Source organism: Falsiroseomonas sp. (genome assembly GCF_041690465.1).
In the GTDB taxonomy this organism is placed as follows: Bacteria; Pseudomonadota; Alphaproteobacteria; order Acetobacterales; family Acetobacteraceae; genus Falsiroseomonas.
On record NZ_JAWLHG010000003.1, the window covers coordinates 146,896 to 161,376 of the forward strand.

Annotated in this window: 14 protein-coding genes; 8 read left to right on the plus strand and 6 right to left on the minus strand. The window is 70.8% G+C overall.

The genetic code is table 11. The annotated features are described in order from the left end of the window. Positions 1-31 precede the first annotated feature (31 nt). Genes ACESM1_RS04605 through ACESM1_RS04620 form a run of 4 tightly spaced genes read right to left on the minus strand, consistent with a single transcriptional unit; the run spans position 32 to position 4,888 of the window. The gene (locus ACESM1_RS04605; RefSeq protein WP_372618158.1) at positions 32-1,423 is read right to left on the minus strand and encodes an FAD-dependent oxidoreductase; all 1,392 of its coding nucleotides are present in this window, start codon (positions 1,421-1,423) and stop codon (positions 32-34) included. A gap of 15 nt (positions 1,424-1,438) precedes the next feature. After that, the gene (locus tag ACESM1_RS04610) at positions 1,439-2,335 is read right to left on the minus strand and encodes an SIS domain-containing protein (RefSeq protein ID WP_372618160.1); all 897 of its coding nucleotides are present in this window, start codon (positions 2,333-2,335) and stop codon (positions 1,439-1,441) included. Beyond that, positions 2,332-3,723, minus strand: coding sequence for an FAD-dependent oxidoreductase (locus ACESM1_RS04615; RefSeq protein WP_372618162.1), 1,392 nt, complete (start codon positions 3,721-3,723; stop codon positions 2,332-2,334). Before ACESM1_RS04615 ends, ACESM1_RS04610 begins: the two co-directional genes overlap by 4 nt. A gap of 25 nt (positions 3,724-3,748) precedes the next feature. Then, entirely contained in the window at positions 3,749-4,888 is a 1,140-nt protein-coding gene (locus tag ACESM1_RS04620) for a mandelate racemase/muconate lactonizing enzyme family protein (protein WP_372618164.1), read from the minus strand. A gap of 307 nt (positions 4,889-5,195) precedes the next feature. On the opposite strand from ACESM1_RS04620, the gene ACESM1_RS04625 reads away from it, so the two are divergent. The 3 genes from ACESM1_RS04625 to ACESM1_RS04635 are packed head-to-tail and all read left to right on the plus strand — an operon-like array spanning position 5,196 to position 8,221. Beyond that, the gene (locus tag ACESM1_RS04625; RefSeq protein WP_372618166.1) at positions 5,196-6,494 is read left to right on the plus strand and encodes an extracellular solute-binding protein; all 1,299 of its coding nucleotides are present in this window, start codon (positions 5,196-5,198) and stop codon (positions 6,492-6,494) included. Positions 6,495-6,525: 31 nt separating this feature from the next. Then, entirely contained in the window at positions 6,526-7,398 is an 873-nt protein-coding gene (locus tag ACESM1_RS04630) for a carbohydrate ABC transporter permease (RefSeq protein WP_372618168.1), read from the plus strand. Then, positions 7,391-8,221: a carbohydrate ABC transporter permease gene (locus ACESM1_RS04635; RefSeq protein ID WP_372618170.1), complete on the plus strand. Its 831-nt coding sequence runs from the start codon at positions 7,391-7,393 to the stop codon at positions 8,219-8,221. Before ACESM1_RS04630 ends, ACESM1_RS04635 begins: the two co-directional genes overlap by 8 nt. Positions 8,222-8,224: 3 nt before the next feature. Here ACESM1_RS04635 and ACESM1_RS04640 read toward each other — a convergent pair whose 3' ends face one another. Both ACESM1_RS04640 and ACESM1_RS04645 read right to left on the minus strand, forming a co-directional pair. Continuing rightward, a complete protein-coding gene (locus tag ACESM1_RS04640; RefSeq protein WP_372618172.1) occupies positions 8,225-9,271 on the minus strand; it encodes a glycosyltransferase in 1,047 nt (348 codons plus the stop codon). Continuing rightward, complete coding sequence (locus ACESM1_RS04645; RefSeq protein ID WP_372618174.1) at positions 9,268-10,170, minus strand: glycosyltransferase family 9 protein; 903 nt, start codon at positions 10,168-10,170, stop codon at positions 9,268-9,270. The genes ACESM1_RS04640 and ACESM1_RS04645 overlap by 4 nt, the downstream gene beginning before the upstream one ends. A gap of 105 nt (positions 10,171-10,275) precedes the next feature. On the opposite strand from ACESM1_RS04645, the gene ACESM1_RS04650 reads away from it, so the two are divergent. The 5 genes from ACESM1_RS04650 (at position 10,276) to ACESM1_RS04670 (ending at position 14,480) form a co-directional block, all read left to right on the plus strand. Further along, the gene (locus ACESM1_RS04650) at positions 10,276-11,103 is read left to right on the plus strand and encodes a YgfZ/GcvT domain-containing protein (RefSeq protein WP_372618176.1); all 828 of its coding nucleotides are present in this window, start codon (positions 10,276-10,278) and stop codon (positions 11,101-11,103) included. Continuing rightward, positions 11,100-11,564 carry a methyltransferase family protein gene (locus ACESM1_RS04655; protein WP_372618178.1) on the plus strand — a complete coding sequence of 155 codons (465 nt, stop codon included), beginning with the start codon at positions 11,100-11,102 and terminating at the stop codon, positions 11,562-11,564. Before ACESM1_RS04650 ends, ACESM1_RS04655 begins: the two co-directional genes overlap by 4 nt. A 176-nt stretch (positions 11,565-11,740) precedes the next feature. Further along, a complete protein-coding gene (locus ACESM1_RS04660) occupies positions 11,741-12,976 on the plus strand; it encodes an ABC transporter substrate-binding protein (protein WP_372618180.1) in 1,236 nt (411 codons plus the stop codon). Further along, positions 12,973-13,752, plus strand: a complete 780-nt coding sequence (locus ACESM1_RS04665; RefSeq protein ID WP_372618182.1) for an ABC transporter ATP-binding protein — start codon at positions 12,973-12,975, stop codon at positions 13,750-13,752. The genes ACESM1_RS04660 and ACESM1_RS04665 overlap by 4 nt, the downstream gene beginning before the upstream one ends. Beyond that, positions 13,749-14,480: an ABC transporter ATP-binding protein gene (locus ACESM1_RS04670; protein ID WP_372618184.1), complete on the plus strand. Its 732-nt coding sequence runs from the start codon at positions 13,749-13,751 to the stop codon at positions 14,478-14,480. The genes ACESM1_RS04665 and ACESM1_RS04670 overlap by 4 nt, the downstream gene beginning before the upstream one ends. Position 14,481: the final 1 nt, after the last annotated feature.

Consider the following 14,481-nt stretch of genomic DNA (forward strand, 5'->3'; position numbering starts at 1 on the left):
TCGCTGCACGCGGTGCAGAGGTGGCGCGACCTCAGCCGGTGCTGAGGATGGCGCCGTCCGCCTTCAGGCGCGCATGCAACTCCGCGATCGGCACGGTGCGCGGCTGCGCGCCGCGCGCGACCGCCATTGCCGCCGCTGAACCGGCTGCCTGCCCCATCGCGAAGCAGGGCGGCATGACGCGGATCGCCGCCAGCGCCTCATGCGTGGCGGAGACGGCACGACCGGCCACGAGCAGCCCGTCCACATCCTGCGGCACCATCACGCGGAACGGTATCTCGTAGGCGTTCGCCACCTGCAGATCGGGCGTGACGCCGCCGCCCGAGCCCGTCGGGTCATGAATGTCCACGGGGTAGCCGCAGAGCGCGATCACATCCTCGAAGCGGCGGCCGTTCTTCAGGTCGCCGAGCGTCAGCGTGTATTCGCCCAGGATTCGCCGCGTCTCCCGCACGCCGATCTGGGTGGCGGTGTCGAGTAGGCGGCAATTGGCGAAGCCGGGCAGGTCGGCGCGGAAGAACTCCAGCAGCGCCATCATCTGCTCGCGCCCTTCGATCTCGGCGGCGGTCAGGTCGGCGGTGCTGGTGCCGTCGCGCTTCAGGATGCGCGTGGTGTTGATGCGCCAGACGCCGGGCTGCAGCGTCTTGTAGAGCCCGACACCGCGGCGTGGCGCCGGGAAGCGGCCTTGCTGCTGCGCCTTGGCGACAAGGGATGCGAAGGGCCGGTAGTCCTCGGTGTGCGTCTGGACGTACTCCTCCACCACCGCGTCGTCCACGCCGCTGACGCGGAAGAACAGTGTCATCGGCTGCATTAGCCCGTCGCCTTCGCGGCCGATCTCGAAGCGCGCGCCGGCCATTGCCGCAACGTCGCCATCGGCGGAGCAATCCACCGTCACGCCGGCGCGGACCGCCGCCAAGCCGCCCTTGCCGGCGAGTACGACCGCCTCGACACGCCGCCTGCCATCCGCCTCCTGGCTGGTCAGCGCATCCGCGACGAAGCTATGGAACAGCACCTCGACGCCGGCCTCGCGGCACATGCGGATGGCAGCCGTCTTTGCCGCCTCCGGCTCGAAGGGCGTCACGCGCTCATGGCCATAGGCGATGAAGCCGGAATAGGGCGAGCCGCCGGGGATGCCGGAGGGATGCAGCGCGCCGCCCATCGCCTCCATGCGGCGAACGAATTCCTCGAAGATGCCACCGATCAGCTGCTGCGATCCGTCGAGCGTGTACGCCGTCATGCAGGGGCCGACCAGGCCGGCGGTGAGGTTGCCGCCGAGGAAGCCGTAGCGCTCCACCAACAACGTGCGTGCGCCGCCGCGCGCCGCGGCGATGGCGGCGCCGATGCCGGAAGGGCCGCCGCCGACCACCAGCACATCCGTCTCGTGCCGGACCGGCACCTCCTTGCGATATGCGATTGTCGCGCCCGTCATGCCGTCCATCGTCCGTCAGCCCTGTCCCACGCCGCCATCGCCGGCGGCAAGCCATTCATCCCGCACCGCGGTCTTCACCCGCTGGATCACGCCGATGCCCGCCGGCCCTGCGCGCAACGCGACGGCAGTTGAGATCAGGTCCACCACCGCGAGATGTGCCAGCCGCGTCGTCATCGGCGCATAGACGAAGGTGTCCTCCGGCGTGTCCACCGGGATCACGATGTCGGCGGCGCGGGCGAGCGTGGAGCGTGCGCGCGTCACCACGATCACCGTCGCGCCGCGCTCCCGCGCCAGGGTCGCGATGCGCACCACGTCGCGCAGCTGCCCGGTGTAGGAGAAACCGATCGCCACGTCGCCGGGCGCGAGCGTCACCGCCGCCATCCGTTGCAGATGGCTGTCCGCGTGCAGCACCGTCGGCACGCCGAGCCGCATGAATTTCTGGTTGGCATCCAGCGCGGCGACGCTGGAGAGGCCCGAACCGAACAGCTCGATCCGCCGAGCCGCTGCGATGGCCTCCACCGCGCGCGCCACCGCCGACAGGTCGAGCGCCTCGCGGATGGTCTTCAGCGTGTCCACCGCGGCGCCGAAGATCTTGTCGGCCATGGCGGGCAGTTCGTCGCCCGGCCCGATCTCGCCATGCACATAGGGCAGGCCGGTCATCATCGCCTGCGCCAGGCTGATCTTGAAGTCCGGGAAGCCCTTGCAGCCGAAGTGGCGGCAGAAGCGGATCGCCGTGGGCTCGCTGACTTCTGCTGCGCCGGCAAAGGTCGAGAGGCTCATCCGCGTGACCGCGCCGGGTCGTTCGCTCACCACCCGCGCGACGGCGCGGAAGGAGGGCGTCAGGCCGGGCGCCGCAGCGCGGATGCGCGCCAGTATGCCCGGCGCACTTCGCTCCCGCTCGCGTGGCGTCACACGGGTGCGCCGTTCTGCTTCAGAATGCCGCGGAGCTGCCCGACCGGCACGTCGCGCGGCTGCAGCCCATGCTCGGCGCAGAGCGCGGCGGCGATTCCGGCGGCCTCGCCCATCGCCATGATCGGCGCCTGGCAGCGTGCCGAGCCGTTGGCGAAGCGCTCGGAACTCAGGCTGCGGCCGGCGACGAGCACGCCGTCCAGCTTCTCCGGCACCAGCGTGCCGTAGGGGATGCCATAGGCCTCACCGTCGCGCACATGCTTGTGCTCGATGATGCCGGAGGGCTGGTGAACGTCGAGGCAATAGGCACCGAGGCCGATATCGTCCTCGTTCTTGCGGCCGGCGACGCAATCATCGGTGGTCAGCGTCCGCACGCCTGCGATGCGCCGGCTCTCCCGCACGCCGAGGGCGGAGGCGGAATCCAGGATGAAGCTCTTCTCGAAGCCGGGCACATAGTCCCGGAAGAACTTCGCGACGGCGAAGATCTGCTCCCGCCCCTCCAGCGCCGCCTTCGTCATCGAGGCGGCATCGGTCGGGTCGAAGCCGAGCAGGCTGGTGGCGTTCAGCACCACGACACCGGGGATGGTGGTGACCTGGAACACCACGCGCTGCCGGTTCGGGTGGAACTCGCCGCGCGCCTGCGCACGCTTCACGGCGCTGTAATGGCCGGTGACCAGCGGGTAGTCCATCCAGTGCTTCAGTGCGGAGGCGATCTCGGCCTTGGTCTTGCCGATATAGGGATCCTCGCCGAGCATGAACTCGTCCGGATTCTCCTTCACATAGGCCAGGTGCTTCTCGAGATCGACGTTGCCGAGGCGGGAGAACAGGCTGATGGACATCACCTTCCCCCGCTCGTCGCCGAACAGGAAGCGGCCGCCGGCGCCGGCGACCAGGTCGGCATCGCCGGTGGCGTCCACGAAGACCTTCGCGCGCAGCGTCTGCTCGCCGGACTTGTTCACCACGCGGATTGCCCGCACGCGGTTGTCCTCGGCGACCGTCGCGGCGATGTAGGTGTTGAGCAGCAGCGCGACGCCTGCCTCGACACAGAGCTTCTGGGTGACGAGCTTCAGCACCTCCGGGTCCACCGGCGTGACGGAATAGGCGTTGCCATAGGCGTTGGGCAGGTGGCCGCGATGCTCACGGAAGGCGCCGCCGCGCTCGATGCAATGGTCCACGATCTCCTGCGCGATGCCGGCGGTGATCTGCTCGCCCTTCATGTTGTGGAAGGTGAGGAAATTGCCGAGCAGCCCGGCCGTCATGTTGCCGCCGAGGAAGGGCAGGCGGTCGGTCATCAGCACGCGTGCGCCTGCGCGCGCGGCGGCGATGGCGGCCACCACGCCGGCCATGCCGGCGCCGGCGACGATCACGTCGTAGTCGGTCTGCTGTGTCATTCTGTGTTCCTTCCCCTGCGCCGCATCATGCGCCGCGCCCGGCCGGCGCCGCGACCATGAACCTGTCACGCACGACCTCGTCGATGATGATGCCGAGGCCGGGCCCGTCCGGCGGGCGCAGCCCGCCATCCACCATCTGCGACGCTTCCGCCACCGGCCCGCCGGCGAGGTCGGAACGCAGCGGCTGTGGGAAGATCATGCATTCGTAGTTCGCGCAGGCGGTCGAGGCCGCCGCGAGGTGCAGGTTGGCCGCCGCACTCACCGCGCCGCCGCCGCCGACATGCGGCGCATAGGCAACGCCCAGCGCCTCCGCCATCGCGATCATCCGTCGTGTCTCGGTGATGCCGCCGGCGCGTGCGCAATCCGGCTGGAAGAGCCCGATGGCGCCGGAGGCAATCAACTCATGCGCGGCTGCCGCCGAGAACTCGCCCTCGCCGGCGGCGAGCCGGATCGGCACCCGCCCGGCGAGCGCGCGATAGGCGGCGATGTCGTGCGGCAGAAACGGCTCCTCGAACCACGCGAAGCCGAGATCCGCCAGTGCGCTGCCCACGCGCACCGCATCCGGCAGGTCGTAGGCGCCGTTCGCATCCGCCGAAAGACGCGCCCGCCCGGCGACATGCGCATGCACGCGGCGTGCCCAGGCGATCGCCTCATCGGCCGGGCTGCCGAGCTTCAGCTTGATGGTGCGCAGGCCGAGCGCCAGGCACTGCTCCACCTGGCGGAAGGCGGTTTCCTCGGCGCGCCAGGAAACGGCGGAGGCGTAGCACTCCACCCATCCATCACCACCGCCGCCGAGCAGCTCGCGCAGCGGCATGCGGGCCTGCTTCGCCAGCAGGTCCCACAGTGCGATGTCCACCGCCGACAGCGCTTCGTACGCGATGCCGCCGACGCGGCCGCTGTAGGAATAGGCCATGTCGCGCCAGATGCGCACGACATCGGCGGGGCGACGGCCCAGCACCATGGGGGCGAGCACATCCTCGACGATCGCGGCATAGGCGCGCGGCGCATGGCGGGCGAGGCCTTCGCCATAGCCGACCAGGCCGTCGGTGGTACGGAGTTCGACCAGCAGCAGCCCGAGCGAGCGGTACTCGCCCCAGGATGTGCGGTGCTGGCCCGGCTCGACCGGGATCGCCAGGGGGTAGGCCCTGATCGACTCGATGCTCAACGCTTCCTCCCGCGCGGCGCGGCGCATCGCTGAATCGCGCCTACTGCGCTCGCGACGTGTAGCTTTACTACATCAGAGTGGCAGGCTGTCCAGCCCGGAATTGCGTCGGAACGCCTTGCCTGATGCTGCGGTGCGACAGGAATGCGGCGGCCTGACTGTCGGCTCATCGGAAGGCTTGCGCTGGTCGAATCCCCATGATGTAGTTTGGCAAAAGCGGACACAGTGCCTGCGCCGGTCGTGCGAAGCGGGCCTCACGCCGCGCGCAGGTCAGCGAACCGGACCGAAGAAGTTGTAGGGAGCCACGTCCATGATCCGCACCAGCCGTCGTCAGCTTCTCGCCGCCAGCCTCGCCGCGGCGGCACCTACCGGGCTTGCCGCGCCGCGCGGCGCCTCCGCCCAGGCGCGCCCGAGTTCGCTGACCATCATCTCCCATCGCGTGCACCAGCAGGTGCTGAGCGAAGGCGGTGGCGGCGATGTGCTGGCCGACTGGCGTGAGCGCAACGGCGTCAGCCTGGAATGGGTCACGCTCGACCTCAACGCGATCCATGACCGTGCCTTCCGCGAGGCGCGCCTCTCCTCCTCCAACATCACGATGAGCTACGTGCTCAACACCCGCGCCGTGCCCTCCACCTTCGCGATGTTCGAGCCGATCGACGAGTATCAGCAGCGCGACCCGATCGAGGAGTTCGAGGATTTCTCGCCCGGCATGGTCCGCGCCTATACGCACCAGGGCAAGCGCTACGGCGTGCCGGTGCGGCACTCGGTCAACGCCTTGCACTACAACGAGGCTTATCTGCAGGAACGCGGACTCGACCGCCCGCCGCAGGTGATCGACGAGCTGGTGGAATACGCGCGCAAGCTCACCTTCACCAAGCCGGACGGCACGCAGGTGCATGGCTGGGGCATCCAGGCGGACAACTACTCAGACGTCGTCTCCATGGCTCGCGCCTTCGGCGGCGACCTGATCAACGAGAACATGGAATGCGTTGCCGACGGACCGGGCATGGTCCGCGCGCTTGAGACGCTGCGGGAGATGTACCAGGACGGCATGATGCCTCGGAACATCACCGCGATGAAGCAGAACGACATGATCACCGCCATCCAGAACGGCCAGGTGGCAATGCAGTACTTTCCCTTCGGCCGCACCGTGCTGTTCAACAACCCGCGCTCCTCCCGATTCCCGGGCAAGTTCGGCACCGCCTTCTGCCTGAACTCGCGCGAGGGCGCCGCTCGCGACGAGATCAATACCACTGCCGAGTTCTGGTGCATGATGATCCCGCGCAACGGTCGCGTGAAGGACATGGCCTGGTCGCTGATCAAGGAGATCTCGTCCAAGGAGAACACGATCCGTGCGGCGATGAACGGCAACCAGCCTGCCCGCGTCTCGGCCTATGCCGATCCGCGGCTGCTGGCCAATGTCAGCTACGCCGCGAAGGAAGCGCAGTCGCTGCGCCATGCCCGCGTGCCGATGCCCGCCTTCGACCGCTCTGCACAGGCGAAGGACATCTTCGTGGAGGAGATGCAGGCGGCCATGCTCGGCATGCGTTCGCCACAGGCCGCGGGCGCCAACATGGCGCGCCGCATCAAGCCGCTGCTGCCGCGCTGAGCGGACGCAGCCTGGCGTAGCGGAGGGGGCGATGCGCAGGTTCGGGGCGGCGCAGCTGCTGATGCTCGCGCCTGCCCAGGCGCTGCTCATCGCCTTCATCGCGATCCCCTCGCTCTACGTGTTCTGGCTGAGCTTTACGGAGTCCTCCTACGGCACGGGCACGCTGTTCGTCGGCCTGGCGAACTACGAGGCGATCTGGCAGGACGACGCCTTCTGGCGGGCGCTGGTCAACACGCTGCTGGTGATCAACGTCATCGTCTATGGCGAGCTGCTGATCTCCTTCCTGCTGGCGGCCGTCTTCGTGCAGGGCATCCCGTTCCGCGCGGTGGTCCTGGCCATCATCTTGATGCCGTACGCGATCAGCGAGGTGGTCGCGGTGGCCATCTGGAAGTTCATGCTGGACCCGCAGATCGGCAGCATCGCACGCACGCTGGCCGCGCTCGGCCTGCCCGATTTCGACTGGGCCACCAACCCGACGCAGGGGCTCATCCTGGTCTGCCTGATCAGCATCTGGCTGCACCTGCCCTTCACCTTCATCATCATCTACGCCGCGATGCTGGCGGTGCCGAAGGAGCTTTACGAGGCGGCGAAGATCGATGGCGCCTCGGCGGCGCAACGCTTCCGCTACGTCACGCTGCCCGGCATCGCGGGCGCGGTGCTGGTGGCGCTGATCTTCCGCTACATCCTCTCCTTCCGCCTGTTCAGCGAGGTCTGGCTGCTGACCGCGGGCGGCCCGGCGCGGATGACGGAGGTGCTCGCCGTCTATCTCTACAAGCAGGCCTTCACCTATGCGAGCTTCGGCATGGGGGCGGCGACCGGGTGGATCATGGTGGTGGTCTCCGGGCTGGTCGCCGCGCTCTATGTCTGGCTGCTGCATCGCCAGGGCTTCCGGAAGGATGCGTGAGGGGCTGCCGATGCGGCTGCTGCGCGCCGCGACCGTGCTGTTCGTCGTGCTGTGGTCCGGCGCGCCGGTGGCGCTGATGGTGCTCTCCTCCTTCAAGCCGACCACCGAGATCTTCGCGTATCCGCCGGCGCTGATCTTCGCGCCGACGCTTGAGCATTACCGCACCCTGTTCGAGAAATGGCCGGACTTCCTCGGCACGCTGTTCAACAGCGCCGCGGTGGCGATCCTCTCCACCCTGGTGACGGTCGCGGCGAGCGTCCTGGCGGGCTATGTCTATTCGCGCTACCGGGGCACGGCGATCGGCGCTTCGGCGCTGTTCATGGTGGCGATAAGACTGCTGCCGCCGATCGTCATCATCCTACCGCTGTTCCCGGCGACCAGCCTGCTGCAGCTGAACGACACCTGGGCGATCCTGGTGATGCTCTACGCCACCTTCTTCGTCTCGATCGGAAGCATGATCCTGAAGGCCTACATTGACGGCATTCCGACCGAGCTCGACGACGCGGCGCGGATCGACGGCGCGGGGGAGATGCAGACGCTGCTGCGCATCATCGTTCCGCTCGCGGCGCCGGGCATGGTGGCGGCGGCGGTGTTCGTCTTCGTCTATGCCTGGAACGAGTACCTGTTCGCCTTCGTGTTCACCACGACGGACGCAAAGACCGCGCCGATCGTCATCTCGGAGATGATGGGTAGCCTGACCGGCGTGGATTGGGGGGCGCTGTTCGCCGCCGCGACGGTGCAGCTCGTGCCCGTCACCCTCTTCGTCATCGCGCTGCAGCGCTTCCTGGTGGCGGGGCTGACCGCCGGATCGGTGAAGGGTTGAGCTTCAGCCGGCTTGCAGGCGCGCGTAGAGATCGAGGTAGGCGGCGACCACCGCTTCCCGCGCATATCGCTGGGTCAGCGCCGTCGCGGCCCGGGCCATGATGTCTCGCGCCAGCGCCGCATCCTCCAGCACGCGGCCGAGTGCGGCGGCCAGGGCGCGCGCATCGTCCACCGGCACAACCAGCCCGGTGCGGCCATCCTCGATGGTGGCGGCTGGCCCGACGGCCGAGGCGGCGACCACCGGCACGCCGGCCGCCCAGCCCTCGATCACCACCGTGCCGAAGGGTTCGTAGCGCGACGGCACGGCCAGCACGTCGGCCGCCCGCAGCAGCGCGCCGCGATCGGTGCGCCAGCCGAGGAAATGCACCCGCTCCGCGACGCCGAGCCGCGCCGCCTGCGCGCGCAATGCGCCCTCCAACTCGCCCTCGCCGGCCAGCCAGAGATGCGTCGCCTGCGGCATCGCCGCGATGGCGTCGAGCAGCGTGTCCAACCCCTTCTTGGGATGCAGCCGCGCGAGGCACAGCACGATGCGCGCGCCCGGCGGCGTGCCGAAGCTCTCGCGCGGCAGGGCAGGGGAGGGGTCGAGCGCGGCGAAGGTCGGGATCAGCGAGAGATGCGCCGGGTCGGCGCCGCGCGCGATCATGTCGTCGCGCATATGCGGCGTGATGGCGATCAGGTGGCGGCAGCGGCGGAAGCGCTTCAGGTCGTAGTAGCCTCCGAACCAGCCGATGGAGCCCTCCGGCGCGACCGAGGCGGCGCGGCCCATGAAGGCCTGCACCAGCGCCGGCTTCTCCGCCGCGACGATCCGCGCCATCGCCATCCTGCCGAGCGGCGGCGGCAGGGCGAAGGGCAGGCGCGTGGCGATGCAGCGCACGCCGGCCTCGGCGAGCCGCGCCAGCCGTGCCGGCTCCGGCCGCGTCACCACCACCTGGCGCAGCCCGGCCTCGTGCAGCGCGATCACCAGGTCCATGCTGAAGGTCTCGGCGCCGCCGGTCCCGGCGCCGGCCATGACCTGCATCACCGTGCCCAGCCGGCTTGCGTCGGTCCTCATGCCGCCACGGGCGGGGCGAGCAGGCGCTCGGCGGCGGCGATGACGCGGCCGGCGGGCAGCCCCTCCATGGTCCGCCCGTCCGCCAGCACCGCCGCCGCGCGCGGGCCCGACGGCCCGTATTCACCGGCCTCGGTCGGGCCGAACAGGCCCAGCGTCGGCGTGCCGCAGGCGGCGGCCAGGTGCATCAGGCCGGAATCATTGCCGACGAACAGCGCCGCGCGCCGCAGCGCCGCCGCCACCTCCGGCAAGTCCAGCGTGCCGACCAGGTCCACCGCATCGGGGAAGGCGGCGAGCACCGGTGCGGCCATCGCCCGCTCCGCCTCGCCGGGGCCGCCCAGCACGGCCAGCCGGGCGCCGGCCAGCGCCCCGCCCGGTGCGGTCAGCGCGCGGGCCACGGCGACGAACCGCTCCGCCGGCCACACCTTGCCCGACCAGTTCGCGGTCGGGCCGAGCACGAGCCATGGCCCGCCCGGCAGCAACCCAGCCGCGCGCGCCTCGTCCGTCGGCGCGGTCCAGGCCACCGGCAGCGGCGGCGGCGAGAGGCGCAGCACCTCCGCGAGGTGGCTCAGCCGATGCCCTGGGCGGCGCCCGCCACGGCCGGTGGCGCGCCGTGCGGCCGGCACCATCCAGGCCAGTGCTGAGGCGCGCAGATCCACCACCAGGTCCCAGCGGGTGAAGGCCACCTGCGCCCAGAGCAGCGGCCAATGCAGCGAGAGGCGCCGCTTCGCCACAATGATCAGCCGCTCGAGCCGCGGCATGCGCGTGAAGACGCCCGCGGCGGCAGGGCCGCAGGCAACGGTGAAGCGGGCCTCCGGATGGGTGCGCAGCAGATGGCCGAGCAGGCCGGTGGAGAGCACGGCGTCGCCGATCCGCGTGGAGGTGACGAACAGGATGCGCATGGACCGGCGGCGCATAGCATGAAGGCGCCGGCTTCCCCACCCCGCCGGCGAGAGGGGGGCAATACGGATGTTGCATCCCCGGCCGGGCTTTCCCACTTGGCAGGCATGCCGATAGCCCTCCTGCCGGGGCGGGGCGTGGTGGAGGTGGCCGGCGAGGACCGCGTCGCCTTCCTCCAGGGCCTCGTTTCCAACGATGTCGCGCTGGCCGCGCCGGGCCGCGCCGTCTGGGCCGCGCTGCTCACCCCGCAGGGGAAGTGGCTGGCCGATTTCTTCGTGCTCGCCGAGGGCGCGCGCCTCTTGCTGGACTGCGCCCGCGACCAGGCCGGGACGGTCGTGACGACGCTCTCGCGCTTCCGCCTGCGGGCGAAGGTGGCGCTGCGCGATGCCTCGCCCGACTTCGCCGTGCATGCCGCCTGGGGCGACGCCACGCCGCCGGACGGCACCATCGGCGCGCCCGATCCGCGCCTGCCGGAGGCCGGCTGGCGCGTGCTCGCGCCGGCGCCGCTGCCCACCGATGCCGATGAGGCCGCCTACGATCTGCACCGCCTTGCGCTCGGCTTGCCGGATGGCGCGCGCGACCTGGAGCCGCAGAAATCCGTCCTGCTCGAAGGCGGCTTCGACGAGCTGCACGGCATCTCCTGGACCAAGGGCTGCTACATGGGCCAGGAACTGACGGCGCGGACCCGCTATCGCGGGCTGCTCAAGAAGCGCCTCTTCCCCGTCACCGTGCAGGGGCCCCTGCCGCCGCCCGGCACATCGGTGACGAAGGACGGCGTCGAGATCGGCGAGATGCGCTCCGGCCGCGACGGGCTTGGCCTCGCGCTGCTGCGGATCGAGGCCGCCGAGGCCGGTGGTCCCTTCGCCAGTGGCGAGGCGGTGCTCACCCCGCGCATCCCGTCCTGGATGGTGCTTCCCGCGCGCGCCTCCGCATGACCGAGGGGCGCGACCACGGCCCGGGCGTCCGCGTCCCGCCCCCTGTGTACGCCGCCGCGGTGATGGGCGCGGCCTGGCTGCTCGACCGGGTCTGGACGGTGCAGATCGGCCCGCCGGCGGTGGCGCTGGGTGGCATGGTGATCTTCCTCGCCGTCGCGCTGATCGGCTGGTCGCTGCTGGTGATGGTCAAGGCCGGCAACGACCCGCGACCTGACAAGCCCGACGCCGCGCTGGTGGAGGCCGGGCCGTTCCGCTTCAGCCGCAACCCGATCTATCTCGGCTTCCTGCTCGGCGCCGCCGGCCTCGCGCTGGCCTGGGGCACGCTGTGGGGCTGGATCGGCGTGGTGGTGCTGCACGGCCTGCTCGACCGCCTGGTGATCGCGAAGGAGGAGGCCTACCTCGCATCGCGCTTCGGCGCGGCCTACGAGAGCTATCGCGGGCGCGTCCGCCGCTGGATGTGAAATCCCCGTGACGCCTGGCGCGGCTCGGCGCCGCGCCGCCCAATGTGTCGTCCGTATGCGAAGTGGTTTCGTGTATGTCGAAGGCTGGATCAGGCGTTGATTCGCGCGCCGGCCAGCGCTAGCCCCGCCGGCGCCGAAGGGGCGGCAATGCCCCGAGACGATCCGGGAGTTTCGCCATGACGTCGTCCATCCTGACGCGCCGCGCCACCCTGGCGCTCGGCGCCCTTCCCTTCTTCCTGCCAGGCATCGCCCATGCGCAGGCGGAGCCCGTGCGCATCGGCGTGATCCTCTCCGCCTCCGGCGGCCTCGCCGGCTTCGTGCCGCCGATCCGCGCTGCCGTGCAGCTCGCCATCGAGGAGATCAACGCCGCCGGCGGCGTGCTCGGTGGCCGGCCGCTGCAGATGGTGGAGGCCGACGACCAGACCAATCCGCAGGTCGGCGTCTCCGTCGCCACGCGCCTGGTGCAGGCGGAGAACGTGGCGGCGATCATCGGCCCGATGGCCTCCGGCATCACCATCGCCGTGGCGAATGCGGTGACGATCCCCGCCGGCGTGCCGATCGTCAGCCCTTCCGCCACTGCGCCGGCGCTCAGCACGCTCAACGACAACGACACGGTGTTCCGCACCGCCGTGCCGGATGGCCTGCAGGGCCAGGTGCTGGCGCGCATCGTGCGCGAGAAGGGCATCGAGCGCGTGGCCATCATGGCGGTGAACAACGACTACGGCCGCGGCCTGGCCAGCGCCTTCGCCGAGGCCTTCCGCGGCCGCGGCGGCACCGTGACCGCGACGCAGAACTTCGAGGAGAGCCGCCCCTCCTACCGCGCCGAGCTGCAGACGCTCGCCAGCCGCGGCAACCCGCAGGCGCTGCTGCTGATCGCCTATCCGGCCTCGGGCGGCAACACGATCCTGCGCAACGCGGTGGAGAACGGCTTCTTCCAGCGCTTCATCGGCACCGACGGGATGCGCGACCAGTCCGTGGTGGAGCAGATCGGCGCCGATCCGATGCAGGGCTTCTTCGGCACCGCCCCCGGCTCCGCCGCCGCGCCGGAGCGGCGCCAGGCCTATGAGCAGGCCTTCCGCCGCGCCAATCCGAACACCGATCCCGGCGCCGCCTTCGTCGCGCAATCCTACGACGCGGCCTATGTGATCGCGCTGGCGGTGCAGGCGGCGGGCTCGACCGAGCGCGCGGCGATCCGCGAGGCGCTGCGTCGCGTGGCGAACGCGCCGGGCGAGGCGGTCGGCCCCGGCGAATTCGCGCGCGCGAAGCAGATCCTGCAGGGCGGCGGCCAGGTGAACTACGAGGGCGCCTCCGGCCCGATCGAGTTCAACGCCGCCGGCGATGCGCAGGGCCGGATCGAGCATTGGGAAGTGCGAAACGGCCAGGTGGAGACGGTCGGGCAGTTCGCGGAGTGAGCCAGCCCGCGCTGGAGGTCGAGGGCCTGGTCAAGCGCTTCGGCGGCCTGACCGCGCTCGACGGCGCGAGCTTCGCGGTGCCGGAGGGCTCGATCACCGGGTTGATCGGGCCCAACGGCGCCGGCAAGACCACCGCCTTCGCCACCATCGCCGGCTTCCACGCGCCGAATGCCGGGCGCGTGCGGCTGCGTGGGCGCGACGTCACCGGCGCCTCGCCTTGGGCGCTGCATCGCGCTGGGCTGGTGCGCACCTTCCAGATCCCGCGCCTGTTCGGCCGGATGAGCGTGGCGGAGAACCTCATGGTCGGCGCCCCGCCGCAATCCGGCGAGACGCTGCCGGCCCCCTGGTTCGCGCGCCGCCGCATCGCGCGGGAGGAGCGCGCGCTGCGCGAGCGTGCCATGGCGGTGCTGGCGCGGCTGAACCTGGCGAAGCACGCCGATGCGCCGGCCACCGCGCTCTCCGGCGGGCAGAAGAAACTGGTGGAGCTCGCCCGTGCGCTGATGAGCGGCGCGCGCGTGATCCTGCTGGACGAGCCGGCGGCCGGCGTGAACCGCACCCTGCTGCGCGAGATCGCGGCGACCATCGCGCGGCTGAACGCGGAGGACGGCATCACCTTCCTGCTGATCGAGCACGACCTGGACCTGGTTGCGGAGCTCTGCGACCCCGTGCACTGCATGGCGGAGGGCAGGGTGATCGCCAGCGGGACGATGGCCGAGGTGCGCCGCGATCCGGTGGTGGCGGATGCCTATCTCGGCATGGCGATCGAGGTGGCATGACCCTCCTCGTCGCCCGCAACATGACCGGCGGCTATGGCGAGGCCGACATCCTGCACGGCGTGGACCTGACGGTCGCGCCGGGCCAGGTTGTCGTCGTCATCGGCCCGAACGGCGCGGGCAAGTCCACCGCGATGAAGGCGGTTGCCGGGCTGGTGCGGCTGCGCGCCGGCAGCGTGACGCTCGAGGGTGCCGACATCACCAACTGCGCGGCGGAGGGGATGGTGGCGCGCGGCCTCGCCTATGTCCCGCAGGAGCGCAACGTCTTCCCCAGCCTGACGGTAGAGGAGAACCTGCTGATGGGCGCCTATGCGCGCCCTGCCGCGGCGCGGGAGGGCATCGGGCGCGCCTTCGCGCTGTTTCCCGACTTGGTGGCGAAGCGGCGCATCGCGGCGGGCAGCCTCTCGGGCGGGCAGCGGCAGATGGTGGCGCTGGCGCGCGCGCTGATGCTGACGCCCAGGCTCCTCCTGCTGGATGAGCCGACCGCCGGCCTCAGCCCGAAGCTCTGCGCGCTGATCTTCGACAAGGTGCGCGCGATCGCCGCTGCGGGCATCGCCGTGCTGATGGTGGAGCAGAATGCGCGGCCGGCGCTTGCCATCGCCGATCGCGGCGTGGTGCTGACGATGGGTCGCAATCGCGCGGAGGATAGCGGCGCGGCGCTGCTGGCGAATCCTGAGATCGGGCATCTGTTCCTCGGCGGTGCCGCGCCGGATGAGGCGGACGCCGCCTGAC

What these genes read in the sequence shown, in the direction of transcription:
- ACESM1_RS04655 (WP_372618178.1), top strand. Translation starts at nt 11,100, where the DNA reads ATGACCGAGGGGCGCGACCACGGCCCGGGCGTCCGCGTCCCGCCCCCT.
- ACESM1_RS04615 (WP_372618162.1), bottom strand. Translation starts at nt 3,723, where the DNA reads ATGACACAGCAGACCGACTACGACGTGATCGTCGCCGGCGCCGGCATG.
- ACESM1_RS04670 (WP_372618184.1), top strand. Translation starts at nt 13,749, where the DNA reads ATGACCCTCCTCGTCGCCCGCAACATGACCGGCGGCTATGGCGAGGCC.
- ACESM1_RS04660 (WP_372618180.1), top strand. Translation starts at nt 11,741, where the DNA reads ATGACGTCGTCCATCCTGACGCGCCGCGCCACCCTGGCGCTCGGCGCC.
- ACESM1_RS04650 (WP_372618176.1), top strand. Translation starts at nt 10,276, where the DNA reads ATGCCGATAGCCCTCCTGCCGGGGCGGGGCGTGGTGGAGGTGGCCGGC.
- ACESM1_RS04625 (WP_372618166.1), top strand. Translation starts at nt 5,196, where the DNA reads ATGATCCGCACCAGCCGTCGTCAGCTTCTCGCCGCCAGCCTCGCCGCG.
- ACESM1_RS04645 (WP_372618174.1), bottom strand. Translation starts at nt 10,170, where the DNA reads ATGCGCATCCTGTTCGTCACCTCCACGCGGATCGGCGACGCCGTGCTC.
- ACESM1_RS04630 (WP_372618168.1), top strand. Translation starts at nt 6,526, where the DNA reads ATGCGCAGGTTCGGGGCGGCGCAGCTGCTGATGCTCGCGCCTGCCCAG.
- ACESM1_RS04605 (WP_372618158.1), bottom strand. Translation starts at nt 1,423, where the DNA reads ATGACGGGCGCGACAATCGCATATCGCAAGGAGGTGCCGGTCCGGCAC.
- ACESM1_RS04640 (WP_372618172.1), bottom strand. Translation starts at nt 9,271, where the DNA reads ATGAGGACCGACGCAAGCCGGCTGGGCACGGTGATGCAGGTCATGGCC.
- ACESM1_RS04635 (WP_372618170.1), top strand. Translation starts at nt 7,391, where the DNA reads ATGCGTGAGGGGCTGCCGATGCGGCTGCTGCGCGCCGCGACCGTGCTG.